Origin of the sequence: Pseudomonas sp. DC3200b2 (genome assembly GCF_049895785.1) — a bacterium.
Classification (GTDB): Bacteria; Pseudomonadota; Gammaproteobacteria; order Pseudomonadales; family Pseudomonadaceae; genus Aquipseudomonas; species Aquipseudomonas massiliensis.
In genome coordinates this window covers 602,086-626,085 of the sequence record NZ_JAFCTA010000003.1, presented here as the reverse complement: position 1 = coordinate 626,085, position 24,000 = coordinate 602,086, and the positions used below count along the sequence as shown (strand labels likewise).

The 24,000-nt window shown below is 63.9% G+C and carries 18 protein-coding genes; 8 read left to right on the top strand and 10 right to left on the bottom strand.

Features of this window, described 5'->3' with window-relative positions; genetic code table 11:
- The first annotated feature begins 45 nt into the window (after positions 1–45).
- Entirely contained in the window at positions 46–1,494 is a 1,449-nt protein-coding gene (locus tag ACP691_RS12235) for a sodium:solute symporter family protein (protein WP_426149676.1), read from the top strand.
- Positions 1,495–1,796: 302 nt separating this feature from the next.
- Here ACP691_RS12235 and ACP691_RS12230 read toward each other — a convergent pair whose 3' ends face one another.
- The 9 genes from ACP691_RS12230 to ACP691_RS12190 all read right to left on the bottom strand — a co-directional run bounded on the left by ACP691_RS12230 (position 1,797) and on the right by ACP691_RS12190 (position 10,852).
- Complete coding sequence (locus tag ACP691_RS12230; protein WP_426149675.1) at positions 1,797–2,522, bottom strand: gamma-glutamyl-gamma-aminobutyrate hydrolase family protein; 726 nt, start codon at positions 2,520–2,522, stop codon at positions 1,797–1,799.
- Between the two features lie 190 nt (positions 2,523–2,712).
- Positions 2,713–4,059: an ATP-binding protein gene (locus tag ACP691_RS12225; RefSeq protein ID WP_426149674.1), complete on the bottom strand. Its 1,347-nt coding sequence runs from the start codon at positions 4,057–4,059 to the stop codon at positions 2,713–2,715.
- Entirely contained in the window at positions 4,056–4,739 is a 684-nt protein-coding gene (locus ACP691_RS12220; protein ID WP_426149673.1) for a response regulator, read from the bottom strand. Before ACP691_RS12220 ends, ACP691_RS12225 begins: the two co-directional genes overlap by 4 nt.
- A gap of 146 nt (positions 4,740–4,885) precedes the next feature.
- A complete protein-coding gene (locus ACP691_RS12215; protein WP_426149672.1) occupies positions 4,886–6,415 on the bottom strand; it encodes a DHA2 family efflux MFS transporter permease subunit in 1,530 nt (509 codons plus the stop codon).
- A gap of 52 nt (positions 6,416–6,467) precedes the next feature.
- The gene (locus ACP691_RS12210) at positions 6,468–7,676 is read right to left on the bottom strand and encodes an HlyD family efflux transporter periplasmic adaptor subunit (RefSeq protein WP_426149671.1); all 1,209 of its coding nucleotides are present in this window, start codon (positions 7,674–7,676) and stop codon (positions 6,468–6,470) included.
- A 15-nt stretch (positions 7,677–7,691) separates the two neighbouring features.
- Entirely contained in the window at positions 7,692–9,149 is a 1,458-nt protein-coding gene (locus ACP691_RS12205) for an efflux transporter outer membrane subunit (protein WP_426149670.1), read from the bottom strand.
- Positions 9,146–9,619, bottom strand: a complete 474-nt coding sequence (locus tag ACP691_RS12200) for a MarR family winged helix-turn-helix transcriptional regulator (RefSeq protein WP_426149669.1) — start codon at positions 9,617–9,619, stop codon at positions 9,146–9,148. The genes ACP691_RS12205 and ACP691_RS12200 overlap by 4 nt, the downstream gene beginning before the upstream one ends.
- A gap of 107 nt (positions 9,620–9,726) precedes the next feature.
- Positions 9,727–10,335 carry a tRNA-(ms[2]io[6]A)-hydroxylase gene (locus ACP691_RS12195; RefSeq protein ID WP_426149668.1) on the bottom strand — a complete coding sequence of 203 codons (609 nt, stop codon included), beginning with the start codon at positions 10,333–10,335 and terminating at the stop codon, positions 9,727–9,729.
- A 49-nt stretch (positions 10,336–10,384) separates the two neighbouring features.
- On the bottom strand, positions 10,385–10,852 hold the full coding sequence (locus ACP691_RS12190) for a DUF1289 domain-containing protein (RefSeq protein ID WP_426149667.1): 468 nt from the start codon (positions 10,850–10,852) through the stop codon (positions 10,385–10,387).
- A gap of 392 nt (positions 10,853–11,244) precedes the next feature.
- Here ACP691_RS12190 and acnB point away from each other — a divergent pair, with 392 nt between their 5' ends.
- From acnB to ACP691_RS12170, 4 genes are all read left to right on the top strand, one after another.
- Complete coding sequence (gene acnB, locus ACP691_RS12185; RefSeq protein ID WP_426149718.1) at positions 11,245–13,845, top strand: bifunctional aconitate hydratase 2/2-methylisocitrate dehydratase; 2,601 nt, start codon at positions 11,245–11,247, stop codon at positions 13,843–13,845.
- Positions 13,846–14,007: 162 nt separating this feature from the next.
- The gene (locus ACP691_RS12180; RefSeq protein WP_426149666.1) at positions 14,008–14,688 is read left to right on the top strand and encodes a CDP-alcohol phosphatidyltransferase family protein; all 681 of its coding nucleotides are present in this window, start codon (positions 14,008–14,010) and stop codon (positions 14,686–14,688) included.
- Entirely contained in the window at positions 14,675–15,274 is a 600-nt protein-coding gene (locus ACP691_RS12175; protein ID WP_426149665.1) for a lysophospholipid acyltransferase family protein, read from the top strand. Before ACP691_RS12180 ends, ACP691_RS12175 begins: the two co-directional genes overlap by 14 nt.
- Positions 15,271–16,215 (top strand): phosphatidate cytidylyltransferase, encoded by a 945-nt coding sequence (locus tag ACP691_RS12170; protein WP_426149664.1) that lies wholly within the window; start codon positions 15,271–15,273, stop codon positions 16,213–16,215. Before ACP691_RS12175 ends, ACP691_RS12170 begins: the two co-directional genes overlap by 4 nt.
- 250 nt (positions 16,216–16,465) lie before the next feature.
- On the opposite strand, the gene ACP691_RS12165 is transcribed toward ACP691_RS12170, so the two are convergent.
- The gene (locus tag ACP691_RS12165; RefSeq protein WP_426149663.1) at positions 16,466–21,322 is read right to left on the bottom strand and encodes an NAD-glutamate dehydrogenase; all 4,857 of its coding nucleotides are present in this window, start codon (positions 21,320–21,322) and stop codon (positions 16,466–16,468) included.
- 494 nt (positions 21,323–21,816) lie between these two features.
- On the opposite strand from ACP691_RS12165, the gene ACP691_RS12160 reads away from it, so the two are divergent.
- From ACP691_RS12160 to ACP691_RS12150, 3 genes are all read left to right on the top strand, one after another.
- Entirely contained in the window at positions 21,817–22,833 is a 1,017-nt protein-coding gene (locus tag ACP691_RS12160) for a GlxA family transcriptional regulator (protein WP_426149662.1), read from the top strand.
- Positions 22,834–22,896: 63 nt separating this feature from the next.
- Entirely contained in the window at positions 22,897–23,244 is a 348-nt protein-coding gene (locus tag ACP691_RS12155; RefSeq protein ID WP_426149661.1) for a hypothetical protein, read from the top strand.
- 6 nt (positions 23,245–23,250) lie between these two features.
- Positions 23,251–24,000, top strand: a complete 750-nt coding sequence (locus ACP691_RS12150; RefSeq protein ID WP_426149660.1) for an amidohydrolase family protein — start codon at positions 23,251–23,253, stop codon at positions 23,998–24,000.

The window sequence follows — 24,000 nt, the reverse complement described above, 5'->3', positions numbered from 1 at the left end:
ACCGGCCTCGGCCAGTCGCACCGGCCGAACACACGGAACAAACACATGCTGATCTGGTTTGTCGCGATCTACCTGCTTATCACCGTCTTCGTAGGCTTCTACGCATCGACCCGAGTCAAGAATGCCGGGGACTTCGCTTCCGGGGGGCGCAGCATGTCGTTCCCGCTGGTGGTCGCCATGGTGTTCGCCACCTGGTTCGGTTCCGAGGCCATTCTGGGCATTCCAGCGACGTTCCTCGAGGAAGGCTTTGCCGGCATCGTCGAAGACCCGTTCGGTTCCTTCGGTTGCCTGATGCTGGTGGGCCTGGTCTTTGCGCGCCCGCTCTATCGTCTGAACCTGATGACCATCGGCGACTTCTTCCGCAAGCGCTTCGGCCGTCAGGTCGAGCTACTGACCAGCCTGGTGATCATTGCCTCCTACCTGGGCTGGGTGGCTGCCCAGTTGACCGCCCTGGGGGTGATCTTCAACGCCCTTTCCGATGGCGGCCTTACGCTGACCCAAGGCATGCTGCTGGGCACCCTGATCGTGCTGTTGCATACCCTGTTCGGGGGCATGTGGTCGGTCGCCCTGACTGACTTCCTGCAGATGATCATCATAGTCGCGGGCCTGTTCTACCTGACCTGGCTGATCGGCGGCATGGCCGGTGGCCCTTCGGTGGTGATCGGCCATGCCGCGGCCGAAGGCAAGTTCCACTTCCTCGAAGGCACCTCGGCCAAGGACATCGTGGCCTTCATAGGCGCGGCCGTCACCATGATGTTCGGTTCCATTCCCCAGCAGGACGTCTACGCTCGGGTCATGTCGGCCAAGAACGAGACCGTGGCCTCCCGCGCCGCGATGACCGGCGCCTGCTTCTACCTGTGCTTCTGCATGTTGCCGATCTTCCTGATCTACTCGGCCAAGCTCATCGACCCGGCCATGGTCCAGGAACTGCTGGCCGGCGATTCGCAGTTGATCCTCCCTCGCCTGGTCCTGGAGCGCACCCCGCTGTTCGCCCAGGTGATGTTCTTCGGCGCGGTGCTTTCGGCCATCATGTCCACGGCTTCGGGCACCCTGCTGGCCCCCTCGGTGACCTTCACCGAAAATATCCTGCGTCCAATGATGCCGAACATGACCGACAGGCAGGCGCTGTTGGCCATGCGCTGCAGTGTGCTGGGCATGACCGCCGCCACCATTGCCTTCGCCCTGCATTCGGATTCCAGCATCTATGAGATGGTCGGCAACGCTTACAAGGTGACGCTGGTCGCCGCCGTGGTGCCCTTGTTCTTCGGGCTGTTCTGGAAAAGGGCGACCACCCAGGGCGCCTTCCTGGCCATGTTCATGGGCGTGGCAGTGTGGGGCTCGCTGGAGCTTACCCAACAACCCGATGCTTTCTGGCCGCCTCAGTTGGCCGGGCTGCTGTGCAGTGCCTTGGGCATGATCGTCGGTTCGCTGCTGCCACAATTCTCTGCCCATCGGGGCGAGAAGATGGATTTCAGCCCGGCGCCACAGCGCTGAACCGCCCTTGAAGCGCAAGAGCCCGCTGCGACCAGCGGGCTTTTTCATGGCCCGCGGTAATGTCGCCTCCCGCTACGGTTTCACCCTAGCGTGGAGGCTGGCGGATACGGAGTTCAAGGAGACTTCAAAGGAGGCAAGATACTCCGGCGCGCTTTCGCCCCGCGGTATCCTGGGTAGGCTTCAAGGCCCTGTTCGACGCAGGCCCTGCTCTCAATGAGCAGGACCTGGGTATTCCTCGAACAGGGCCTCGACCAGGGGCGAGCGCATCCGGCTGCGCCCCATTCGTGCCGCGGCGAATCCGGTCAGGCCTTGGCGAAACGCCTGCAGGCGTCGCCGAACGCCTCGAACAGCTTGATGGATACAGGATTCTTCATGGCTTGCCATTCCGGGTGCCATTGCACCCCTACCATGAACGGGGAAATGGCTGGCGCGTGGAAGGCCTCGATGGTGCCATCCGGCGCGCGCCCAAGCACTTCCAGGCCTTCGGCGAGGCGGTCGATGCCCTGGCCGTGCAGGGAGTTGACCTGGATGTCCTGACGGCCTACGGCTTCGGCCAGCCAGCTCTGGGCCTGGAGCGCTACACCGTGACTGTCGGCATATTGCTTGTCTACCGGGTCTTCAGGGTTTTCGCGGTGATCCATGACACCCGGCACGGTATAGAGCTTCTGGTGAATGTTGCCACCCAGCGCCACGTTGATTTCCTGCATGCCGCGGCAGATGGCGAAGATGGGCATGCCCCGATCCAGGGCAGCGCGGATCAGCGGAATATCGAAATTGTCCCGGTCCGGGTCCTGGGTTTTCTCCGGGGTCAGGTTCTCCTGCCCATAAAGGCTAGGGTCGATGTTGGAGCCCGCCCCTGTCAGGTACACCCCGTCGGCCATGTCCAGGTAACGCTCCAGGTCCTCGATGCCGCAGCAGGTAGGGACCAGTACTGGAACGCAGTCGGCGATATCCACCAGAGGCGTGATGTATTTATGGGTCATCACCTGATAGAGGTGGCCTTTCCGTTCCTGCACGCCCATGGTCATGAGGACGACCGGTTTGGACCGGCTTTTTGTAGTTACGCTTTTCACGAAGCACCGCCGAGGCTGGTCAGTTGTAAAACATTTCAATCATCTTGCTTCGGAGATGGCCGGATACAGGGCGCATCCGAAGGTGAAGGGTGATCAATGTCAAACATAATAGACGATTGCCCAGGCGGCCGGCAACTCGGCTCCGCTATCGGTCAGCCAACTGCTCCCGCTGTGCCTGCAATGGCAGGCGCAGCTCGACCTCAAGCCCATCCGGCCGGGGGTGAAACTCCAGGCGGCCTTGGCAGCGCTGCACGATAGCCTGCACGATGGCCAACCCAAGCCCGCAGCCCTGGCTCCGGCTGGAACGCCAGAAACGTTCGGTCATATGGAGCATGGCACCAGGCGCCAGGCCTGGCCCGTGGTTCCGCACGCGGAAAAGGGCCTGATCGTGTTCACGACTGACCGCCAACGCCACTGGCGCTTCAGGCGCGCCATGGCACAGGGCGTTGTCCAGCAAATTGCGCAAGGCCGCCACCGCCAAGGTCAGAGGCACGTCCAGCGGGGCCTGCGCACTGTCCTCGCCCAGCGAGGCCTGAATGCGTGGGGCTTCATCGGCTGGTGTGTCGTTGATCGCCAGCCGTGCGACTTCGGCAACCGCGCAACCGCCCCCTTGCTCGAATGCCAGCCGCCCTTCCACCCTCGCCAGCAGCAGTAGTTGTTCCAGGGTACGGTGAAGCCGATCGGCCCCCTCCTCCGCGCAGCCAAGCGCCTGAGCGTGCGCGGCGCCCTCGGTCAACCTGGCCACTTGCAGGTGGGTCTTGATCGCGGTCAGGGGGCTGCGCAATTCATGGGCGGCATCGTCGGTGAGCCGCCGCTCTCGCTCGATGGTCTGGGCGATGCGCTGGAACAGCTGGTTCTGGGTATCGACCAGCGGACGCAACTCGCTCGGCAAGGGGTGAACCTGCAGCGGTTCAAGGGCATCAGGGCTGCGTCGGGTCAGCGCGTCGCGGATGCGATTGAGCGGGGCCAGCCCCTGCCCCACGCCCAGCCAGAGCACACCCAGGCTGCCCAATAGCGCCATCAGCACAGGCGCGGAGGCCGCCAACAACACCGACCGGTTAAGGGCTTCGCGCTCCTGCTGACGGTCGGCCGTGGTGATGCGCACATCCGCGTGAACCAGGGTGAAGCTGCGCCAGTGCTCATCGTCGATAAGCTGGTCGTGGAAGCCATTACCTTCTTGACCAAGGACCGATTCAACGCCCTGCTGGCTGGTAGCCAGAATCTCGCCACGCAGCGAGCTTACCTTGCAGGCCATGCCATCCGGCAAGCTGGCCTGGTCGGCGGAAATACGCGCACCCTCCGCCTGTGCGCCAAGGGGGTGCGGCAACTGCTGCACCAGCCCGGCCACCATGCGCGCCGAGGCTACCAGGCGTTGATCCAGGGAAAACATCATCTGCCCGCGCAGGTCGCGGAACATCCAGGCGGCGGCCAGGGCCCAGATAAGCACGAAGGCACCACCGAGGATCAGGATCAGGCGCAAGCGCAGGCTCATGCGCGCTCCTGGTGGTCACTGCCGGCCGGCCCCAGACGATAGCCCAACCCTCGGACGGTTTCGACGATATTGTTGCCGAGCTTGCGGCGTAAATGGTGGATATGCACGTTCAAGGCATTGCTTTCCACTTCGTCGCCAAAACCATAGACGCAGTCCTTGAGTTGCTCGGCGCTCAACACCCGCCCCTTGTTCTGCAGCAAGGCATGCAACAACGCTTGCTCGCGCCGTGAAAGGTCCACGGGCTCGTCGCCCAGCCAGGTTTCCCGGCTACTAGGGTCATGACAAAGGGCACCGTGCTCGATGCGGTTCTGAGCCCGTCCGGCCATTCGCCGCAGCAGAGTGTGCAGCCTGGCATTGAGCTCGCGCAGGTCGAAGGGCTTGAGTAGATAATCATCGGCCCCGGCTTCGAGGCCCGCAACCCGGTCGGTGATGGCGTCACGGGCGGTCAAGACCAGCACAGGCAGGGCCTGGCCCTGCTGACGCAGCCGCTTGAGCAGTTTTAGCCCGTCTTCGTCCGGCAAGCCAAGGTCCAGGATCATGGCATCGAACCGAGCGACCTTGAGCAATGCCTCGGCGGCGCGAGCGGTGTCCACCCGGTCTACCACCGCGCCCTGGGCACCGAGCCCGGCAACGATGCCGCTGGCGATCAGGTCGTGGTCTTCACAGAGTAAAAGGTGCATAGGCGTTTCGATGGTTGCTGACAGGCTTCTAGCGTACGCTGACGTGATTAAGCCTGCATTAGGTGGCCATGAGCGCAGGCCTGGGTACGCCCGGAGCACACTCGGCGGAGATGCTCCAGCATGCCCGACGCGGCCCTGGCCAGGCGTCAGTGACCACTCGAAGCCGGCCCTGCCTTGGCCGTGAATGGTGGTTTGGCCAGGCACACCAGCAGAATGAGCGCGGCGAAGATCCAGCCCAGCAGGGTGAAGTAATCCACTGTGGAGAACATATAGGCCTGGGCATTGACCATCTGTTCGAGCTGGGCGTAGCTCTTGTCGTTGGCGCCGCCCAGTTGCTGGAGCATCTGTTGGGTGGCAGGGTCCAGTGTGCTGATGTTCTCGCTCAGGTAGGCATGGTGCTCGATGGCCCGGCGGCTCCAGATCCAGGTGGTCAGGGAGGCGGCGAAACTGCCTCCCAGAGTGCGCAGGAAGGTCGCCAGCCCGGACCCGTCGGCAATCTGCTGGGGCGGCAGGTCCGAGAGCAGGATGCTCAGGGTAGGCATGAAGAACAGTGCCACGCCGATACCCATGAACAGCTGTACCAGCGCCACGTGGAGGAAGTCCACTTCCGTGTTGAACTGAGCGCGCATGAAGCAGCTCAGGCCAATGGCGGTGAAGGCGCCACCGGCAAGAATCCGCAGGTCGAACTTGTGCGCGTACTTGCCCACGAAGGGCGACATCAGCACAGGCAGGATACCCAGCGGTGCCACGGCGAACCCGGCCCAGGTGGCCGTGTAGCCCAGTTGGGTCTGCAGCCACTGCGGCAATATCAGGTTGATACCGAAGAAGCCGGCATAGCCGAATACCAGCACGGCGGTGCCTACCCGGAAGTTTCGGAAGGCGAACAGCCGCAGGTTCACCACCGGGTGTGCGTCGGTCATTTCCCAGATCACGAAAACGGCCAGCGCTATGACGGCGATCACGGTACCGATGATGATGAAGCGGGACTCGAACCAGTCCAGGTCGTTGCCCTTGTCCAGCACCACCTGCAGCGCGCCCACGCCGATGATGAGTGTCAGCAGGCCGATGTAGTCCATGGGTTGGCGGCTGGTCTGGACTGGGCGCTTTGCCAACTGCTGGCGCACCACGGCGGCGGCGAACAGGCCCACCGGTATGTTGATGAAGAAGATCCATGGCCAGCTGTAGCTGTCCGTGATCCAGCCACCCAGAATAGGGCCCGCGATGGGCGCCACGACCGTGACCATGGCCAGCAGCGCCAACGCCATGCCTCGCTTCGCCGGCGGGTACACGGCGATCAGAAGGGTCTGGGTCATGGGGTACAGTGGCCCAGCGACCAGGCCCTGCAACACGCGAAAGCCCACCAGCTCGGGCATGGACGTGGAGATACCGCACAGGAAGGACGCCAGCACGAACAGCAGGGTAGCCCAGATGAACAGCTTCACTTCACCGAAGCGGCGGCTCAGCCAGCCCGTCAGCGGCAGGGCAACGGCGTTGCTGACCGCGAAGGAGGTGATGACCCAGGTGCCCTGCTCCGCGCTCACGCCCAGGTTGCCAGAGATGGTCGGCAGGGCGACGTTGGCGATGGTGGTATCCAGCACCTGCATGAAGGTCGCCAGGGACAGGCCGATGGTGCTCAGCACCAGGCTGGGCGGCGTAAAGGACGCGTTGGAACTCATCGCGGTATCCTGCAAACGAAGGGCGCGCCTCGCATGGGAGACGCGACTGGGCTCAGCGCCGGGCCGTCTTGCCTTGGGCGCTGTTGTCGTGGATCAGCCGGGCGATCATGTCATCGGCTTCGCTGAGCTGCTGCTCGTAGACGGCGGTGGAAAACACCGCCTGCTGGGTCGCCTGCTGGGTCAGCACCGCGCCGCTCTGATCATGCAGGTCTACGGTCGCCACGGTGGACAGGCCGATGCGCAGCGGATGCGCCTTGAGCGGCTCGGGATCGAGCTCGATGCGCACCGGCACGCGCTGCACGATCTTGATCCAGTTACCCGTGGCGTTCTGCGCCGGCAGCAGCGAGAAGGCGCTACCCGTGCCCGCGCCGATGCTCTGCACCGTGCCGTGATAGCTGACATCATCGCCATACAGGTCGCAAGTCAGGGTTACCGGCTGGCCGATGCGCATGTCGTGCAGCTGGGTTTCCTTGAAGTTGGCGTCTACCCAAACCTGATCCAGGGGGATTACCGCCATGGTCGGCGTGCCGGGCTGCACGCGCTGGCCCAATTGCACGGTGCGCTTGGCCACATAGCCGGTCACCGGCGCCACCAGGGTGGTGCGCGCCCTGGCCAGGTAGGCGTCGCGCAGTTGCGCGGCGGCGGCCTGTACGTCCGGGTGCGAGGAAATCACCGTGTCGTCCACCAACGCGACGGTGCCGGCCAGTTGCTGCTGGGCCGTTCCGAGCGCGGCCTGGGCGGCGGCCAGGTCATCGCGAGCGTGCGACAGCTCCTCTTGGGAAATGGCGCCGGTAGCGGCCAGGGTCTTGCGGCGGTTGTAGTTTTCCTGGGCTTTTTGCAATTCGACCCGGCGAGCGTTGGTCTGGGCGCGCTGGCTGTCTACGTTGCTGTACATCCCACGCACCTGGCGAACCGTCCGGGCGAGATTGGCCTGGGCGTTTTCCAGGGCGATGCGCGCATCGGCCGGGTCAAAGGTGATCAGCGTCTGGCCTTCATGTACCAGGTCACCATCATCGGCGCCAATACTGACGACGGTGCCGGCGATCAATGGGGTGACCTCTACGACGTTACCGTTGACGTAGGCATCGTCAGTTTCCTCATAGAAGCGTCCATGCAGCTCGTGCCAGGCGAATACCGCCACCCCGGCGGCGACCACCAGCAGCAGCAAAAGGAAAAGCATCAGCTTGCGCTTGCGCGGGTTGCCCTGGGGCTGGGCATTTCCAGCCTGGTCGCCGTGAGCTTGGGAATTGGCAGTGGCCATGGAAAGGTACCTTGGTTAATCGCGTGGGGCCTGGGTGCTGGCCAGGGTTTGCCCCTGGTAGCCGCCACCGAGGGCCTGCATGAGTTGAATCGAGACGTCGATGCGCTCGGCATTGAGCGCGGCCAATTGCTGCTGGGCGCCAAGCAGCTGTTGCTCCAGGGTCAGCACATCCAGGTAGTTGCCGATGCCCGAGCCGTACCGCTGGGTAACCGTGTCGTAGGACTGGCGCACCACGTCCACCGCATGCTGCTTGGCAGCGACCTGGTTGCCCAGGGCCTGTAGCCGGTTGATGGCATCGGCCACTTCTGCGAGCGCACCTACCAGTGTCTTGTTGTACTGGGCCACGACGAGTTCGTAGTCCGCGTCACGGGCGTCCAGGCCCGCGCGCAGGCGACCGCCATCGAACAACGGCAACGAGACGGCGGGCGCCACATTGAAGAAGCGACTGGCGGTGCCAAACAACGCATCGCCGAGCATGGACTGGGTCCCGGCGGCGGCGGTCAGGTTCAGGTTGGGGTAGAAACGCGTCTTGCTCACGTCGATATCCCGGCTGGCCGCTTCCACGCGCCACCGGGCGGCCACCAGGTCCGGTCGCCGGCCCAGCAGGTCGGCCGGCAACTGGGAAGGCAAGGCCACAGCGGCGGGTTGAAGGATCCGCGGCCGCGCGATGTCGCCGGCACGGTCAGGCCCCTTGCCAAGGAGCGCCGTCAGGGCGACACGAGCGCTGCGTAACTGCTTGTCGGCGTTGAGCGCCTGTTCCTGAGCGCTGGCTTCCAGGCTTTCGGTCTGTTGCAACTGGTATTGGCTATCGATGCCCGCGGCCAGGCGCTGACGCCCTAGCTGAAGCATCTGCCGCGTGCGCTCGAGATCTTCCCGGGCCAGGTCCGCGCTGATATAGGCATGGCCAAGGTCGCTGTAGGCGCGCGCAACGTCCACCGCCAGGGTCAGCCGAGCCGCCTGCTGGTCCACCTCGGCCGCGCGGGCCCGGCCCAGGGCCGCTTCCCAGGCGGCCCGCTCACCACCCCAAAGATCGAAGCTGTAGTCGAAGGTCACTTCGGCGCTGCGCAGGGTGGAATAGCGATCGCCGGTCAGCAGGGGATCCTGCACCTTGGCCAGGCGCGAGCGGGACACGCTGGCATCAGCCGCCACGTAGGGTTGACGATCGGCGTCAGCGGCATTGGCTGCGGCCATGGCCTGGTGCGCGCGCGCGGCGGCGACCTGAAGGTCCGGACTGTCACGCAGCGCTTCATCGATCAGGGCATCGAGCTGGCGATCTCCGAGGCCTGTCCACCAGGTGGGCGATGGCCAGGCCGCGGGGCTGATCGCGACATCAGCCAGGCTGGCCTGGACACCCAGACCTTCAGCCTTGGCCAGATTGGCGTTCGGCTTGAGGCCATGGTCGTTGGCGCAGCCTGCCGCGGCCAGGGCCAGTACCAGTGGCAAGCATTTGAACAAAGGCAATCGGGCGTTCATTTTTTACCCATGCGCCAGCAGGCCACAGGGTCGCCGGCATTGAGAAGGATTTTTTTCAACAGGCGCTCCAGCTCCGCCAGCTCGGCGGTATCCAGCACGCCGACCAGCCGGTTCATGGCGTCGGCGCCGATATGCGGCAGGCGCGCCACCAGTTGCTGGCCATCGGGGGTCAGGGTGATACAGATCTGCCGGCGGTCCGCCTCGCTACGGGCACGGCGGATCAACCCTTTCTGCTCCAGGCGATCGAGCATCCGGGTCATCGAGCCGCTGTCCAGAGACAGGTGGCGACACAGATCCCCAGGGCTGTCCAGCCCCCACTCCGCCACGATGATCAGCACCTTGAACTGCGCCGCTGTGACGCCGTGGACCTCCAGGTATTGGTCCAGGATACGGTCCTTCAGACTGGCCGTGCGACCCAGCAGCATGCCCAGCTGGCTATCGAAAAAGTTCTCGGGAGTGAAATGGCTCATGAGGAAGAAACAATGACTGCCCAGGCAGAGAATGTTTCGAGATATTACTGCCTAGGCAGATAATGTCAAGGCATCTACCTTGCCGGACCAACTCCCGCGACCTGTCTTCAGTGGGCCAGAGCAGGCACGCCGCTGTGAAAGCGCAGCTCTTCGTCCGGACTCTGGATCAGCAGGACTTCAGCCTCCCGCACCTTGTCGATGGTGTGAGCAATGTCCCCGGCGTCCCCGTACTGGTAAGCCAGGCGCAGGTAACCCTGGAAATGCCGGGCCTCGCTTTTGAGCAGGCCGTGATAGAAGCCGCCGAGGTCGGCGTCCAGGTGAGGCACCAAGGCTTCGAATCGCTCGCAGCTGCGCGCTTCGATGAAAGCACCGACCACCAGGGTATCCACCAGCTTCACCGGCTCATGGGCGCGCACCAGCTTGCGCAGGCCCGAGGCATAGCGGCCGGCGTTCAGCGGGCGCAGCGGCACACCGCGCTTTTTCATCCAACGCAGTACTTGTTCATGGTGCACCAACTCTTCTCGCGCCAGGCGCGACATGAAATTGATCAAATCCGCATGGCTGTTGTACTTGGCGATCAGGCTCAGGGCCGTGGAAGCGGCTTTGAACTCGCAGTTCTTGTGGTCGATCAGCAAGGTTTCCTGGTCCGCCAGGGCCGCCTCGACCCAGGCCTGGGGCGTGCGGCAACCGAGGAATTCGTGGATTTCAGGCAGCATGCGCCGTCTCGTGCAGGGGAAACGGCGCAGTATACCCGCTGTCCCTGCCCTACCCCATGGCCTCGCGCAAGAAAGCCGGCGCGATATAGCGCTGGTAGTGCGCCTCGGACAGCAGGAAGAATTCCCGATCGATGGCATCGCGCAGCGCGGGCAGGTCCCAGTCGCGAAATTCCGGCATGAGCGCGATACCGTAGGCGTCGAGGTTGGAGATGACCCGCGCGCCCCGGGCGATGAGCTGGTAGGCCCAACAGTATTCGGACTGCTGCGGCTGGAAGCGGATCTGTCGCTGTTCCAGTTGCCCACGCAGGCGCGCCGGCGCGTAGACCTCCAGCTTGGCCACCATCACCTGCACCAGCAACTGCTCCAGGCGCAGCCACACCGCCCGCTTCTGCGCCTCGTCATAGCTGTTCCAGTGGATCACTTCATGGTGGAAACGCTTGCAGCCACGGCATACCAGGTCCCCGTACACGGTGGAACAGAGGCCTACACAGGGGGTTTTGATCGGGGATTTGGCCATGGTCAAAGCAGCATCGACGAAGCGGTGGGCCGGCCATCTTAGCCCTTCGTCGTAGCGCTTTCACCCCTTCGCTACGAACGGGCAACTTACCTTCGGGAAATTTTTGCCGTAGAATCATCCAGCCTGCTTGAAGGCACCAATGTCCATCTAGAAGCTGTTTTCAAAGCGTCACGAGCACAGTCGATCCGTCAGAATGGCGTTGGCGCGGCCTCCCCTCACCGTGCCACCCCTCATCAGCCCAGCCATTCTGCGGCGTAAAACTTTGAAAGCAGCTTCTGCCTGGCACTCATCGCTACACCGGTCAGCCGGCTCCCAAAGCCGCATGGCCCGGGTGTACGGGAGCGCCGCTGGATAAGCGTCCCTGCGCGGGACCACTGATGAGGGTAATAACTGTGCTTGAAGCCTATCGCAAACATTCCGAAGAGCGTGCCGCCCAGGGTATCGTGCCCCAGCCGCTGAACGCCGAACAAACCGCAGGCCTGGTCGAGCTGCTGAAGAACCCGCCCGCTGGCGAAGAAGCCTTCCTCGTCGACCTGATCACCAACCGCGTACCGCCAGGGGTGGACGAAGCCGCCTACGTCAAGGCCGGTTTCCTGTCCGCGCTGGCCAAGGGTGAAGCCACCTCCCCGCTGATCGACAAGAAGCGCGCCACCGAGCTGCTGGGCACCATGCAGGGCGGCTACAACATCCATACCCTGGTCGAGCTGCTGGATGACGCCGAGCTGGGCAGCGTGGCCGCCGAACAGCTCAAGCATACCCTGCTGATGTTCGATGCCTTCCACGATGTTGCGGAGAAAGCCAAGGCTGGCAATGCCCACGCCAAGGCCGTGCTGGAATCCTGGGCCGCCGGCGAGTGGTTCACCAAGAAGCCGGCCATTGCCGAGAAGTACACCCTGACCGTGTTCAAGGTGCCTGGCGAAACCAACACCGACGACCTGTCACCGGCGCCGGACGCCTGGTCCCGCCCCGACATCCCGCTGCACGCCCTGGCCATGCTGAAAATGGCCCGCGAAGGCATCGTGCCCGAGCAGCCCGGTTCGATCGGCCCGCTCAAGCAGATCGAGGAAGTCAAGGCCAAGGGCTTCCCGGTCGCCTACGTCGGCGACGTGGTCGGTACCGGTTCTTCCCGCAAGTCAGCGACCAACTCCGTACTCTGGTTCTTCGGCGACGACATCCCCTACGTGCCCAACAAGCGCGCCGGCGGCTTCTGCTTCGGTACCAAGATCGCCCCGATCTTCTACAACACCATGGAAGACGCCGGTGCCCTGCCGATCGAGTTCGACGTATCGAACCTGAACATGGGCGACGTGATCGACGTGTACCCGCACGCTGGCAAGGTGTGCAAGCACGGCACTGACGAAGTGCTGGCTACCTTCGAACTCAAGACCCCCGTCCTGCTGGACGAAGTCCGCGCCGGCGGCCGTATCCCCCTGATCGTGGGTCGTGGCCTGACCGACAAGGCGCGCGCCGAGCTGGGCCTGGGCGGCACCGACCTGTTCAAGCTGCCGGAAGCCCCGGTCGATACCGGCAAGGGCTACACCCTGGCGCAGAAGATGGTGGGCAAGGCCTGCGGCGTGACCGGGGTTCGCCCGGGCACCTACTGCGAACCGAAGATGACCACCGTGGGCTCCCAGGACACCACCGGCCCGATGACCCGGGACGAACTCAAGGACCTGGCGTGCCTGGGCTTCTCCGCCGACCTGGTGATGCAGTCCTTCTGCCACACCGCGGCCTACCCCAAGCCCATCGACGTCACCACCCACCACACCCTGCCGGATTTCATCCGCACCCGTGGCGGCGTGTCCCTGCGCCCTGGCGACGGCATCATCCACAGCTGGCTGAACCGCATGCTGCTGCCGGACACCGTCGGCACCGGTGGTGACTCCCACACCCGCTTCCCCATCGGCATTTCCTTCCCGGCCGGTTCCGGCCTGGTGGCCTTCGCCGCCGCCACCGGCGTGATGCCGCTGGACATGCCCGAGTCGGTGCTGGTGCGCTTCAAGGGCAAGATGCAGCCTGGCATCACCCTGCGAGACCTGGTACACGCGATTCCGTACCACGCCATCCAGAAGGGCCTGCTGACCGTCGAGAAGAAAGGCAAGAAAAACATCTTCTCCGGCCGCATCCTGGAGATCGAAGGCCTCAATGACCTGACCGTCGAACAGGCTTTCGAGCTGTCGGACGCCTCGGCCGAGCGCTCCGCCGCCGGTTGCACCATCAAGCTGCCGGAAGCGGCCATCGCCGAGTACCTGAAGTCCAACATCACCCTGCTGCGCTGGATGATCAGTGAAGGCTACGGCGACGCCCGCACCCTGGAGCGCCGCGCCCAGGCCATGGAAGCCTGGCTGGCCGATCCGCAGCTGATGGAAGCCGACGCCGATGCCGAGTATGCCGAGGTCATCGAGATCGACCTGGCCGAGGTCAAGGAGCCCGTGCTCTGCGCCCCGAACGACCCGGACGACGCCCGCCTGCTCTCTACCGTGGCCGGCGAGAAGATCGACGAAGTGTTCATCGGCTCCTGCATGACCAACATCGGGCATTTCCGCGCCGCCGGCAAGCTGCTGGACAAGGTCAAGGGTGCCATCCCGACGCGCCTCTGGCTGTCTCCGCCCACCAAGATGGATGCCCACCAGCTCACCGAGGAAGGCTACTACGGCATCTACGGCAAGGCGGGCGCGCGCATGGAAATGCCAGGCTGCTCGCTGTGCATGGGCAACCAGGCGCGGGTAGCCGCCAACTCCACGGTGGTATCTACCTCCACCCGTAACTTCCCCAACCGCCTCGGCGACGGCGCCAATGTGTACCTGGCCTCGGCGGAGCTGGCCGCTGTCGCCTCGATCCTGGGCAAGCTGCCAACCGTGGAAGAGTACATGCAGTACGCTCAGAACATCGACAGCATGGCTGCCGACGTGTATCGCTACCTGAGCTTCGATCAGATCGCCGATTTCCGTGAAGCCGCGGAAAAGGCCAAGATCCCGGTCGTACAGGCGTGATCCAAGCCGCACACTGCAAGCTGTAATGAAATACCCGCCCTGGTGGCGGGTTTTTCATGAGCGCTCTTCCCGCGGATGACCCTGGGGACGCGATGTTCTATCCTTCAGCGCCCGGCGCAGTGGATGCGTCGGGCGCCATCTTGCAGAAGGAACAGCCCACCCATGAGCGATAACCGAAGGCCCATCCACGCGCGCTCCACGCGCTGGGCAGCGATCATCACCGCGCGCCTGGTCGAACGCGACATCACCCCCAACCAGATTTCAGTAGCCAGTGTCGGTTTCGCTGGCCTGGGCGCCCTTGCGCTGCTGGCCGATACTGGGTTCTGGTCTTCCCTGGTATGCATCCTGGCCATCCAGCTGCGGCTGCTGTGCAACCTCTTCGATGGCATGGTGGCCATCGAAGGGGGCAGGCAGTCAGCCCTGGGCAGCCTATACAACGAATTTCCCGACCGCCTCGCCGACAGCCTGCTGATCGTTTCGCTGGGTTATGCCTGCGGCTTGCCCGCCCTTGGATGGTTCGCCGCCCTGGCCGCGGCGCTGACGGCGTACGTCCGGGTGTTCGGCGGTTCCGTCGGCTTGCCCCAGCGTTTCAGCGGGCCCATGGCCAAGCAACACCGCATGGCGGTAATGACCGGCAGCCTGGCGCTCAATGCCTTGGAGTCGCTGTTGTTCGGCACTCATCACTGCCTGGCTGTCGGGCTATGGATCATCGGGATCGGCTCAGCGATCACCTGTGTTACCCGCAGCCTGCGGCTGGCTCGGGACATCCAGGCCACGCAACCTACCGAACCCGCCCAGACGTCGTACTCCCAACCCGAGGGTGGCGCGCATGTGGATCAGTAGCGCTCTTATCTCGGTACTGCGCCTGCTGATCGGGGTGACCGCTCGCTGGGAGAGCGAGCCGGACCTCAGCCGCCAGCGTATCTACTTCGCCAACCACACCAGCCATATGGATACCCTGGCGATCATGGCCGCCCTACCGGCGCAGGCACGACTCAATGTCAAACCCGTCGCGGCCAGGGATTACTGGGGCAGGAACCGGTTTCTGGCCTATATCGCCCAGCGAGGCCTCAACGCGGTGCTGATCGATCGCACGCCCCAGGCCGGCCAGAACGTGCTGGCGCCCATCATGGGTGTGGTCGAGGCAGGCCATTCGATCATCATCTTCCCCGAAGGCACGCGTGGCTGCCAGGCGCTTCCCGGCCCGTTCAAGTCCGGGTTGTTCCGTTTGGCCGAGGCGTTTCCCGCTGTCGATCTCGTGCCGGTCTACTTGGAGAACCTTCATCGGTCCATGCCCAAGGGCAAGCATGTCCCCCTGCCCATTCTGTGCACCATTCGCATTGGGCAACCCATCGAACGCATCGACGGCGAAGACAAGGCCGCCTTCCTGGAACGAGCGCGCAACGCGATATTGAGGCTGGCGCAATGACTGTTGAACAAAAGACCCTCTGGTTTTTCGCCGGCATTGTCACACTGCTGGCGGCGGCCTCGCTCATCGGCTATGTGCTGTCGCGCAAGGCCAGGAGCGAAAGCGCCACGGCTACCGTGGACAACCTCAACCAGCGAGTGAATGCCTGGTGGGGCATGGTGATCATCCTGGTGCTGTCCTGGCTGATGGGGCCGATGGCCACCGTTGTGTTGTATGGCTTCATTTCCCTGTTCGCGCTCAGGGAGTTCATCACCCTCGCTCCCACTACCCGCGGCGACCACAACGCTCTTTTTGCCGCGTTCTTTATCCTCATTCCGCTGCAATACAGCCTGATCGGCATGCAGTGGTATTCCATGTTCACCCTGTTGATACCGGTGTACGCCTTCCTGCTCCTGCCGGCGATCGCGGTATTGAGCCAGGACACCAGTGCCTTCCTGGAGCGAACCGCGAAAATCCAGTGGGGTGTGATGATTTGCGTCTACTGCATCAGCCACGCGCCAGCCCTGATGCTGCTCGACCTGCGAGGGTTCAGCGGGCAGAACTCGCTCTTGCTGTTCTACCTGGTCTTCGTGGTGCAGCTTAGCGATGTCCTGCAATACGTCTTTGGCAAGTTGCTCGGCAAACGCAAGGTCGCGCCGCTGGTCAGCCCCTCGAAAACCGTGGAAGGCCTTGTCGGCGGCGGACTATCGGCGACACTCATCGGCGGCTGCATGTACTGGATGACGCCCTTCACCTTCTGGGAATCCCTGGGCATGTCGTTCGTGATCGTCTGCATGGGCTTCCTGGGCGGCCTGGTAATGTCGGCTATCAAGCGCAGCCTCAGCGCCAAGGATTGGGGCACCATGATCAAAGGTCACGGCGGCATGCTCGACCGTATGGATTCGATCTGTTTCGCCGCCCCGGTGTTCTTCCATTTCACCCGCTATTTCTTCTCGGCCTAGTCAACGCCTCGCCTAGCGAGGAGCGCAGCACGGCGGCAAGGCAGGCCCGTGCGATGCTGCGACCTGCTCGCCCCCCCACAAATCAGGATTGTTCGCTGCTTGCCCGACCACGAATGAAGCGATGAGCTTAAGTTGACCGATAAAAAACCCGCCTCGGCGGGTTTTTTATCAACGGGCGTTGGGGCACTTACCTGTCCCGGTGGTCGCCGGCTGTGCCGGCTCCACCAGGGTTTGCCCGCCAGGTCGCGCCTCAGGCCTGTTTGCTGCCACTGAGCGCCAGGTCCGCCAGTTCCCGGTTGGCCACGGCGTACATGGCATAGTCCGTCGTGGTAGCGGCGCGCAGGTCGTCGAGGATGGCACGCCACCGTTCAACGCTGCCGCGATGCTGCTCGAGCCACAAGGCCACCCGGGCGTCGACCTCTTCCGGCGCGTCGGGCATCTGCAACACGGAAATGGTAATGGCCCGTTGCTGCAGGTCCAGGTCATCGCGGAAGGCCTCCCGCGCCAGGGCTTGCCAGTTGCTCTCCACCGGCAGGCTGCTGATCTGCTGCAGGTACCAGTTCAGGTCCAGCGCGCTGCCGCTGGCGAAGAATGCCTTGGCCACGCTGGCGGCTGGTTGCCCGGTCACGTCCGAGGCCTCGATGATCGGCAGCAGGTTGTACAGGTAGGTGGTACCGGCAACCATGCGCGCCAGTAATTCCGGCACGCCGGCTTCGACGTAGGTCTGGTAGCGGGCTTCCCATAAGCGCTGGGTTGGCCCCTGCAGCAACTCGTTCAGCTTCAGCCCCAAGGCGGTGATGTGCGGTCCGAAATGCGCGACGTCACGACCTGCGTCCTGATCGTTGCGACGATTACGCAGGAACCAGCGGGTGGCGCGCCGTCCCAGGCGCATCAGTTCCTCCATCAGGCTGAGCTGGATATCGGCCGGCACCTGATAGTCCAGGGCCTCGATCTGCCGGAACCAGTGCGGCAGGTGGAAAATGTCCCGCACCACGACGTAGGCGCCGGCCACGTCCGCGGCGCTCATGCCAGTGGACTCCTTCAGCCGTTGCACGAAGGTGATGCCCATGTGGTTGACCAGGTCGTTGGCGATCTGGGTGCTGACGATTTCCCGCTTGAGGCGATGGCGGCGCATGGCCGGGCCGTACTTGGCCACCAGGCTTGGCGGGAAGGCGGTTTCCATGTCCCGGGTGAGGTAGTCGTCGTCCGGCACGCTGGACTTGAGCAGGGTCTCCTTCAGGTCGATCTTGCTGTACGAAATCAGCACGCACAGCTCAGCACGGGTCAGCCCCTGGCGAGCAGCGGCGCGCTCGGCCAGGCGCTCTTCGCTGGGCAGGAACTCGATCGCCCGGTCCAGCTTGCCGCGACCTTCCAGGTCGGTCATCAGCCGCTTGTATTCGGCCAGGCGATCGTTGGCGCGGCGGGCAGCGATGGAAAGCGCCTGGGTCTGCTTGTAGTTGTTGCCCAGCACCAGCTGGGCCACTTCGTCGGTCATGCTGCCCAGAAGCTCGTTGCGCTGCTTCTCGGTCAGGTCACCGGCGGCTACGGCCTCGTTGATGAGGATCTTGATGTTGACCTCGTGGTCCGAGCAGTCGACGCCACCGGCATTGTCGATGAAATCGGTGTTGGTGGCGCCGCCGTGCAGCCCGAACTCGACCCGGCCGAGCTGGGTCATGCCCAGGTTGCCGCCCTCGCCCACGACCTTGCAGCGAAGCTCGTTGCCGTTCACGCGCAAGGCATCGTTGGCCTTGTCACCCACATCGGCATGGCTTTCTTCGCTGGACTTGACGTAGGTGCCGATACCACCGTTCCAGAGCAGGTCCACCGGAGCCTTGAGCAACGCGTTCAGCAGCTCGGTCGGGGTCAGACGGTCGGCCGTGATGTCGAAGCGCGCCTTCATTTCCGGGCTGATGGCGATGCTCTTGGCGCTGCGCTGGAAGATGCCGCCACCGGCGGAGATCAGCGAGCTGTCGTAGTCGGTCCAGGCCGAGCGCGGCAGGTTGAACAGGCGCTGCCGCTCGGCGAAGCTCACGGCCGGGTCCGGGTTCGGGTCGATGAAGATATGCAGGTGGTTGAACGCGGCCACCAGCTGCAGCGTGTCGGACATCAACAGACCATTGCCAAAGACGTCGCCGGCCATGTCACCAATGCCGATGACCGTGATGCTGTCCTTCTGCACATTGATGCCACGTTCGCGGAAGTGCCGCTGCACGCCTACCCAGGCGCCGCGGGCGGTGATGCCCATGCCCTTGTGGTCATAGCCGGCCGAGCCGCCGGAAGCGAACGCATCACCCAGCCAGAAGCCATAGCTCAGGGCAATGCCGTTGGCGATATCGGAGAAGGTCGCGGTGCCTTTGTCGGCCGCCACCACCAGATAGGGATCGTCCGCGTCGTGGCGTACCACATTCACTGGCGGCACTACCTCGCCTTCCTTGAGGTTGTCGGTGATGTCGAGCAGGCCGGAGATGAAGATGCGGTAGCAGGCGATGGCCTCGTTCTGCACCTCGTCGCGACTGCCGCCGACCGGCAAGCGACGGGGGATGAACCCGCCCTTGGCGCCCAAAGGCACGATGACCGAGTTCTTCACCTGCTGGGCCTTCACCAGGCCGAGCACTTCGGTGCGGTAGTCTTCCTCGCGGTCGGACCAGCGCAGGCCGCCCCGGGCCACGTTGCCGAAACGCAGGTGCACCCCTTCCACTCGCGGCGAGTAGACGAAGATCTCGAACTTGGGTACCGGCTTGGGCAGCTCGGGGATGAGCGACGGGTTGAACTTGAAGCTGAAGTAGCGCTTGGGCTGGCCGTTGGCGTCCGGCTGATAGAAGTTGGTGCGCTGGGTCGCCTTGATCAGGTCCAGATAGCGGCGCAGGATGCGGTCTTCATTGAGCACCTGAACGTCGTCCAGGGCGCTGAGGATGGCCTGTTCCAGGCGCAGTTGCTTGTCGTCCAGGTCGTCGCCGGTCAGCTTGCGGGCCAGGTAGAAGCGCGTCTTGAACAGGCGGGTCAGTTCGCGCGCGATCTCGGTGTGGTTGTTCAGCGCGGCGGCGATGTAGCCCAGGTCGAAGCCCAGGCGGATCTGCTTGAGATAACGGGCATAGGCGCGCAGCAGCGCCACGTCCCGCCACGGCAGGCCGGCGGTCAGCACCAGGCGGTTGAACGCATCGTTCTCGGCTTCGCCGTTGACGATATGCACGAACGCATCCTGCAGAGTGTCGTTGAGTTGCTGCAGGTCCAGGTTCAGCCCTTCGGCATAGGTGAAGGCGAAGTCGTGAATCCAGTACGCCCGCCCGTTGCGGTTGCGCAGCTGGTACGGGAATTCCCCAAGCACCCGCAGCCCGAGATTCTCGAGGATCGGCAGCACATCGGAAAGCGCCAGCGGCACGTCGGCATGGTAGAGCTTGCAGTGCAACTGCCGCTCACCGCCCTGGGCCAATGGCTGGTAGAAGCTCATTACCAACGGCCTGGCATCGGAAAGCGCCTGCAGATGCTGCATGTCGACCACCGCCGAATGGGCGGCGAAGCGTTCGCGATAGCCAGCGGGGAAGCCCTTGGGGAATTCGGCCAGCAGGTTGGTGCCCTGGGCCTCGCCGAAGTTCTCGATGGTCAGGGCGTGGTAGTCGTCCTGCCAGGAACGGCAGGCCTGGACCACCTCGCGTTCCAGTTGCTGAGCATCGATGTCCAGGCGGCTCTTCGGGTCTACCCGCAGAATCAACTGTACCCGCGCCAGCACGGATTCGGAGAAGAAGGTCCAGAACTCGCAGTCGCTGGCCTTGAGACGATCCATTAGTACCTGCTGGATCTTCTGCCGCACTTCGGTGGAGTAGACGTCACGCGGCACGTAAGCCAGGCAGTAGCAGAAGCGCCCGTAGGGGTCCTTGCGCAGGAAGACGCGGATCTTGGCCCGTTCCTGGATCTGCACGATGGACATCACGGTGTTGAACAGTTCGTCCACCGGGGTCTGGAACAGATCGTCACGCGGCAGCACCTCGATGACCTGGCTCAGTTCCTTGCCCAGGTGGGCGCGCATGTCGAAGCCCGAGCGACGCTCGACTTCCGCTACCTTGCTGCGCACGTAGGGGATCTGCTGCACGCTGGTGCCGTAGACGGCGGAGGTGTAGAGGCCCATGAAGCGGCACTCCCTGACGACCTTGCCGCTGGCGTCGATCTGGCGAATGGAAACATAGTCGGGATAGCCCGGGCGATGGACCCGGCTGGGTTGAGCGGCCTTGGCGAACGAGAGCAGTACCGGCTCGCGCAGATAATTGACGGCGTAGTCCTCGATCCGCAGGTCGTCGGCGCCCAGCCCGGCGCGCAGCAGGCGCGGCAGGCCCAGGAAGGAGGCGTCGTCGTAGACCAGATGCGCGCCCTGGGCATCTTCCTGGACCACGAACTCTTCATAGCCCAGGAAGGTGAAGTGGTTGTCCACCAGCCATTGGAGGAAGGTCTTCACCTCGGCCTTCTCGGCAGGATCAGCCGGCCACGGGCTGGTGTCCACCAGGGCGAGCATGTCGGCGACACGCGACTTCATGGGTTCGAAGTCGGCCACGACGGCGCGCACCTCACCGAGCACCTCCAGCAGCGCGCTGGCCAGGCCCGCCAGGCCGGCGGTAGTGGCACAGCGGTTGATCTCAAGGTACATCAGGGATTCCTGGGCCACGCCCTCGCCCTGGCTGTTCTTGGGCAGCACTTCCAGCAATTCGCCCGCCGTACCCCGACGCACGCTCAGCACAGCGGTCTGCAGCGTATGGATGCTGTAGCCACGGCGATTGAGCTCGGTGCGCACCGAGTCCACCAGGAATGGCAAGTCCTGGTGCAGCACTTCCACCACCGTATGGGTCGACTGCCAGCCGTGCCGCTCGTAGTCCGGGTTGTATACCCGCACCTGGGGCTCGGCCGGCTCGAAGCGCTGCAGCAGGCGCCAGGCCGACAGGGTGCAGCCGGCCAGGTCGGACAGCCGGCGCTGGGTAAGTTCGTCCAGGGAAATGATGCCGAAGAACTGATCGGCGAACAGGGCTACTTGTGGCAGGGCATGTTCGTCAACGTGCTGGGCCAGGACCGCCTGCAGTTGATGCTGGAAGTCGGCTTTGCTGGCCGCGGTGAAAAACGCCATCTGTGGTACTCCGCTCGGGCTTTGTATTTGATTGAAGCGTAGCGTGTATCCCTCACCTGGCTTGTCGACCATGACTCCAGGCGCAAGCCGCGAGGGTGATGAAGCTTTTGTTTGCCAGGGCCGGCGAGGGTTCAGCAGGCAGCGCCTGGACAGACACATCAGCTTAGCGACACTCAACGCCGCGCATCTTGCCTTGGCGCGACATATTCAGTCAGGCTCGGGTTGCACCTGGCGCAACCCTTAGAGGCCGGATAATCGCTTCAGCCTGGTGCGCTTCCTGGCCAGGCGCACCTCGGTGGCACATTGGCCTGCCCCGATTCGCCGCGGCGAAAGCTCCAGCGCGGCACTGTCACAGGCCTTTCACCGGGGCTGGCCATACTCCGCTTCGTCTAGCGTGATTCTTGCTAGGCCTTCAGGTGACACCTTCCAGGCGGTGATCCACGCGCAGTTCCCGCCGCAGACTGGCCACGGCCACGCCCGGCGAGATTTATCCCATGCGCAAGATCGTCATCGGCATTCTGCTTTACCCAGGTTTCCAGCTGCTCGACATTGCCGGCCCGCGTAATGCCTTCGGCCAGGTCCAGGTGCAGGGTGAACATCCCTACGAGATAGTCACCATCGCCACGACCCGGCTATCGTTGCGATCCGCCTGTGGCCTGACGGTCATCGCCGACCATCATATTTTCGAACCCTGCCCTACGCTCGATACGCTGATCGTGCCCGGTGGCGCCGGGGTGTTCGACGTGTACGAAGACCGAACCCTGACAGACTGGCTTGGCAGCCATGTCGCCCGCTGGAGACGATTGGCCGCCATCTGCAACGGCGTCTTTGCCCTTGGCGGCGCGGGGCTGTTGGAGCGGCGTCAGGTGACCAGCCATTGGGCCGATGTGCCCAGGCTACGCGCAGCCTATCCCAGGGCACGGCTACGTCCGGACGCCATCCGCCTCAAGGACGGCAGGCTCTACACCAGTGCTGGGGCCAGCGCCTCCATCGACCTGGCCTTGCTGTTGATCGAGGAAGATTTCGGTCGACCGGTGGCACGCAAGGTGGCCAAATACCTACTCGTGTATCTGGAACGCCCGGGCGCGCAGGGGCAATTCCAGCCACTGGTCAGTCGTCGGCCTGCCGCGGACGGGCACGTCCAGGCGCTGCGCGACTATGTCCTGGCCCATCTCGACACGCCGCACAGCCTTGCCAGCCTCGCCAGCCGGATACACATGAGCCCTCGCAACCTTACCCGACTGTTCAGCAAGCAGTTAGGCACCACGCCGATGGCCTTCGTCAGCGAGGCGCGCATCGACGCCGCGCGCGACCTTCTGGAAAATACAGAGCTGAGCATCGCCGACATTGCTCGGCGCTGTGGCGTCGAAAGCGCCGATAGCCTGCGCCGGCTGTTCAGCAAGCGCCTCGGGGTCAGCCCTCTGGATTATCGCCAGCGCTTCGGCTCTGCGTCCTCCCTCTCGCCCGCTTCGCCTGGCCAGACATGTAGCCTCACGCCCGTCCAGGCTTGACTCTGTCTGGCTAGGGAGCGACATGCGACAATACCGGTCTCATTTTTTCCAGTGACGATAGCCATGCACATGAATGCGGCCCTGCTGATGGGCAACCCTTGCGACGAAGAAGAAGACGACCTGGCCCTGCTGTGCTGCCAGGGCACTGAAGGCGAAATGCTGTTGCTGTCGCGAGCCCCGGACGAAGATGAAGTAGAACTGGTCTGGGACGAACAGGCCATAGGCGTGCGCGGGCTTAAAGTGACCCTCAGTGCCGAGCGTCTCTGGGTCGAGCTGCCCGCGGATGCCGAAGCGCCTTTTAGCGCCGCGGTGATCCGGGTGAACCTTGCCGATGCCCTGGCCGACCTGGACGACGCCCACGCAGCCCTGGAGGTCATCCTGAACGGCAGAGGCACCCTGGTCAGGGAGTAAAACCTGATGATTTTCGATGCTCACCTGCACATCATCGATCCACGGTTCCCGTTGATTCCGAACCAGGGGTATTTACCGCCCGCCTTCGATGTTGACGCCTACCTGGCCCAGGCTCGGCCTTTGGGTATTGGCGGGGGCGCGGTGGTGTCGGGCTCTTTCCAGGGGTTCGATCAAACCTACCTGATGAATGCGCTGGCGCAATTGGGCGCGGGCTACGTAGGGGTCACCCAGGTGCCCGCCTCGATCAGCGACGAGGCCTTGGCGGCGCTACACGCTCAAGGCGTTCGCGCGCTGCGCTTCAATCTGCGACGCGGCGGCTCGGCGCCGCTCGATGATCTGGAACAGATGGCCGCGCGGGTTCATGAACGCTTCGGCTGGCATGTGGAGCTGTACGTAGACAGCCGCGATCTTGAAGCCCTGGCGCCACTACTGGCCCGGTTGCCGGCCCTGAGCATCGATCATCTGGGGCTGAGCGGCGATGGCTTGCCGGCCTTGCTGCGGTTGGTGGACGCGGGCGCGAAGGTCAAGGCCTGCGGCTTCGGCCGCGTTGATTTTCCGGTCGGTCCCGCGCTGGCCCAGCTATATCGCGCCAACCCCGAGGCGCTGATGTTCGGTACAGACCTACCGTCTACTCGCGCCCCACGGCCTTTCCAGGCGGCGGACCTTCAGCTCATAGGCGACACCCTCGGCGACGCCGGCGCCAGGGCGGTTCTCTGGGACAACGCCCGGCGCTTCTATCGGCTAAGCCAGGCTTGA